General features: G+C 69.1%; 2 protein-coding genes. Both read right to left on the minus strand.

From position 1 onward, the window contains the following. Positions 1-2,194: alpha-amylase family glycosyl hydrolase (locus V5A20_RS13285; RefSeq protein ID WP_332327554.1), on the minus strand; the 2,194-nt coding region annotated here is incomplete at its 3' end. Positions 2,195-2,203: 9 nt separating this feature from the next. Beyond that, a complete protein-coding gene (locus V5A20_RS13290) occupies positions 2,204-3,784 on the minus strand; it encodes a sodium:solute symporter (RefSeq protein ID WP_332316966.1) in 1,581 nt (526 codons plus the stop codon). Positions 3,785-4,473: the final 689 nt, after the last annotated feature.

Genomic DNA, 4,473 nt, shown 5'->3' on the forward strand with positions numbered 1-4,473 from the left:
GGCGAAACTCGACGTACGTGCCCGCGGGCACCTCGATCTCGGCGCGCCAGACCGGGTAGTCATCGGCCGACAGCGGCCCCCACGCACGGGCCGGCGCCCCACCCCCGAGGACGTCCGACGGGCCGCAGAGGTACACCTGCTCGCCCCACTCGGTCCGGACCTCCAGCTCGATGGACGTAGCCGTCGGGGGTCCCGGCGCCGCCGATCCCGAATCGGCCTCGTCGGGGGGGCGAAGCCACAGGATGCCGTACGGCGGCAGCAGCAGCCGGCCCGACGGGAAGCGGGCCGCCCGGTCGTACAGGACGTCGACGAAGGCCGGCCCCGCCCACCGCGGCGCCAACTCCTCGAGCGGTACGGCCTGCCCGACGGGGGCGAAGTTGGCGGCGACCAGGAGCCGGTCGTCCTCGTGCGCCCGTTCGAAGAGGAACGTTCGGTCGGGGCCGGCCGACAGGATGCGCTCCTCGCCCCCGCTGTGGAGCGCGTCGACCGCCCGGCGCGTGTCGGCCAGTCGCTTGAGGCCGCCGAACAGTCGATGCTCGACGCGCCCGGGCTCGTGCCGGAGCGCGGCCCGGTCCCAGTCCATCGGCGGGCGGTGCACCCAGCGGTTGTCGTGGGCCTTTTCCTCGTCGGCCAGGTACGAGTAGTCGTTGAGCTGGCCGATCTCGTCGCCGCTGTAGAGGAGGGGCATGCCCCGGCTGGCGAAGATCACCCCGTGGAGAAGCAGTGTGCGCCGCAGGGCCCGGTCCACGTCCGCGTCGTTGCCCTCGACCCGGGCCCGCTGCAGCCCGGTAAGCGCCGCGGTGGTGCCGGACGTGCGGGCCTCGCCGGTGGCCGCGTCGACCTGAAAGTGGTAGCCCTCGGCGTCGCTGTCGGGCCGCCGCCCGGCGTAGTAGTCGGCGCAGAAGCGGCGTGTGTCGACCGGGTCCTGCCCCACGGCCCGCACGTCGGCGTCGTCGAGGCCCCACCCGATGTCGTCGTGGCTGCGGATGTAGTTGAGCCACGTCGCCGAGGCGGGCGCCGCCGGCAGATTCGTGAGGGCCGTCCGCAGCAGCTGGGTGTTTTCGCTGGCGAGGGCGTGCCAGAGGTGGCTCATGAGCGTCGCGTTGTAGGCCACGTCGCACTCCATTCCCTCGAAGCCCCCTGTGCCCAGGTACCGGATGATCTCGCCGGGCGTGGTAATGGCCTCGGCCTTGAACAGCGTGCCCGGCGCCGCCACGTCCATGAGGGCCCGGTAGGCCCGCAGGATCCAGTGGCACTCGGGCCGGTTGCGGCAGTCGGTGCCCATCTCCTTCCAGAGGAACGGGACGGCGTCGAGCCGGAGCACGTCGCCCCCCACGTTGGCCTGCACCATCATCTCCCGAAACATCTGGACGAAGACGGCCGGGTTGCCGTAGTCGAGGTCCCACTGAAAGGCGTTGAAGCTGGTCCACACCCAGCGGCCCAGGGCCTCGTCGTACGTGAAGTTGCCAGGCGCAAAGTCCGGGAAGACCTCGGGCACCGTCTCCTCGAAGCGGTCGGGGCGCGACCGGTCCGGATACGTCAGGTAGAAGTCCCGGTAGCGCGTCTCGCCGTTGCGGGCGGCCCGGGCCCAGGCGTGCTCGGCCGCCGTGTGGTTCATCACGAAGTCGAGGGCCAGGAGGAGGCCCTCCTCGTGGAGGGCGTCGGCCAGTGCGCGGAGGTCGTCCATCGTCCCGAGGGCGGGGTCGACGGCCCGGTAGTCCTGTACGGCGTAGCCCCCGTCGTCGCGCCCCTCGCGGGTCTTGAGGAGGGGCATGAGGTGAAGGTAGGTCACCCCTAGCTCCTTGAGGTACGGAATCTTGTCGCGAACACCGCCGAGCGTGCCGGCGAACCGGTCGACGTAGCAGGTGTAGCCGACCTGCTCGGGGCCCTGAAACCAGTCGGCCGTCGGGCCGCGGCGTCGGTCGAGTGCGCGGAGGGGCTCGGGCCGCGCCCGGGCCGCGTCGACGGCCGCGTCGACCGCCCGCACGAAGGCCTCGGCGGCGGCCGCGTCGGCGCCGTACACGGCCGAGAAGGCCGTCCACGCCGTCGCCAGGTGAGCGTCCAGCCGGTCGGCGAGGGCGGGGTGGTCGTTGAGGGCCGCCTCGTGGCGCGCCCCGACCCGCTTCCGGAGCCACGCGGCAGGGTCGTCGGGCGGCCAGGCCCCCGGCGGGATCTCAATGGGTGGACGGGACATGGCGACGGCTTACGCGAAGAAGTACAAGATGACGGCGGTGCAGAGCACCAGCAGGACGGAGTGGTAGCGGTAGTTCTGCCACCAGGCCAGGGTCTTCAGCTCCTCGGTCTCGGCGTGCCAGTAGCGGACGTCCCAGGTCAGCTCGTCGGTCTTCTCGGCCGGCGGCGGCGCCGTCGCCAGGCTTACGCCCACGAGGACGAGTACGCTCATCACCAGTGAGATGCCGGCTGCGTAGAGGAACTGGATGGCGAACACGCCGAGGATTTCGTTCATCACGAAGAAGACCGCGCCGAGCCCCACGCCCAGCAGCAGCGTCGCGAAGGCACCGTGCCGGTTGGCCCGCGCCCAGAAGATGCCGCCGACGAACGTCGCCACGATCGGCGGCGTCGTGTAGGAGAGGCACGACTGCAGGTAGTCCCAGAGCGACTGGAACTGCCGGATCTGCGGCGCCCAGAGGATGGCGACGAGCAGGGCCACGCCCGTGGCCACCTGCCCGGTGAGGACGATGCCTCGGTCACTGAGGTCCGGATAAAGCGGCTCCACGAAGTCCATCGTCACGAGCGTGGAGGCGGAGTTGAGGATCGAGTCGATCGAGGAGGTGATCGCCGCCACGAGGGCCGCGAGGACGAGCCCGCTCAGCCCCACGGGCAGCAGGTCGAACACGAGGACGGGAAACACCATGTCGGGGTTCGACAGGTCCGGATACAGGACCAGCGCCATCGTCCCGGGCAGAATCATGAAAAAGAGGACCGGGAGCTTCAGGAACCCGGCGAAGATGGAGCCCCAGCGCCCGTGGTTCATCGTGCGGGCCCCGAGGGTGCGCTGCACGATCAGCTGGTTGGTCGTCCAGAAGTAGGTGCCCACCACGAGGACGCCGGTGAAAAGGCCGGGCCACGGCATGTTCGGGTCGTCGGCGGGCTTGAACACGCTCAGCGATTCCGCCCCGGCCGTGTCGATGACGGCCTGCCAGGACGGGAGCTGGCCGTACGCGGCGACGGCCACGATCGACCCACCGAGGATGAGCATGACGGCCTGCATCGTGTCCGAGATGACGACGGCCTCGAGCCCCCCGAAGATGGAGATGATGGCCGCCAGGCCGGCGAGCCCGGCCACGGCGGCCCACAGCGGCACCTCGAAGAGCAGCACGAAGACGAGCGCCCCCGCGTAGAGCGCCCCGGCCGCGTCGATGAACATGTTGAAGAAGAGGTTGATGCCGGAGAAGACCCGCCGGGATCGGTAGTCAAACCGCTTCTCCAGAAACTCCGGCATCGTGTACACGCCCGACCGCAGGTAGAAGGGCAGGATGAAGAAGATGAAGAAGATCAGGATGACGGCCGCGCTCCACTCGTAGTTGTAGACGGAGACGCCCTGGTTGTAGCCCGCCCCGGCCAGCCCGACGAAGGAGGACCCGGACATGTTGGTGGCGAAGAGCGAAAAGCCAATCAGGGGCCACACGAAGTTGCGGCCGCCGAGGAAAAAGTCGTCGGCGTCCTCCTGTGCCCCCGTCAGCCAGAGCGGAATGAGGCGGGCGAGCACCAGGTAGCCCCCCAGGACGAGGATGTCGATCAGACCCACGTTGAAGTCGGGCATCGGGCGTCGCTGTGGTGGTGAGAGCTCGGCGTGCGTGGGGTGCGCCGCCGTGTGCGGACGGTCGAGGGCCTTCTCCCCTACGTCTCGATCTCCCCCGCATCTCGACTTGTCCCCGAGACCGGATGGGAACGAGGGCTTTCAAGGTATAAACGTCCGGGGAACTGTCAATCGAGACTGAACAGAGACCCCGGGTTCAGCTTGTTCTACAGGGCGATGGCTCCTATCTTTTCGGGCCCTTTACGCCTCGAATGCGGCCGCGACGGAGGGGCGCCTCCTCCCCGCTCGAGGCCGACACCGAGTGCCCGGATCGGGGCCAGCATGCCCGTTGCATCGGTGCCGACCGGGCGCCGTACACGGAGCAGGAGGCTTCTGCTTTCCGGCTCCCTGTCGCGCGGGGCGTCGCCCGGCGCTGCCGGCTCTGTTTCGGCCGCGGTCGCGTTCGCCAACCAGCCTGCCCCTGGAAGCTGTTTTCAGTTCAGGCGCTCTACCGGTCCGTGAAGAAATGCGTGCAGACCGTTTCTGCTCATGTGAGGCTCGGTCCTCCGTTCACCGGGGAACCCGTTCAGAGACCTTTGCACGGATCGGTAAAGCCGACCATAAATTATTAAAACAGGTTCCTATGTCCACGCTCGAAGACGGCGCCCGGGTGCTTACGCATCGCATCTTCCCCGACCCGGAGAGCGACGGCG

This window comes from Salinibacter sp. (genome assembly GCF_036626415.1).
In the GTDB taxonomy this organism is placed as follows: domain Bacteria; phylum Bacteroidota; class Rhodothermia; order Rhodothermales; family Salinibacteraceae; genus Salinibacter.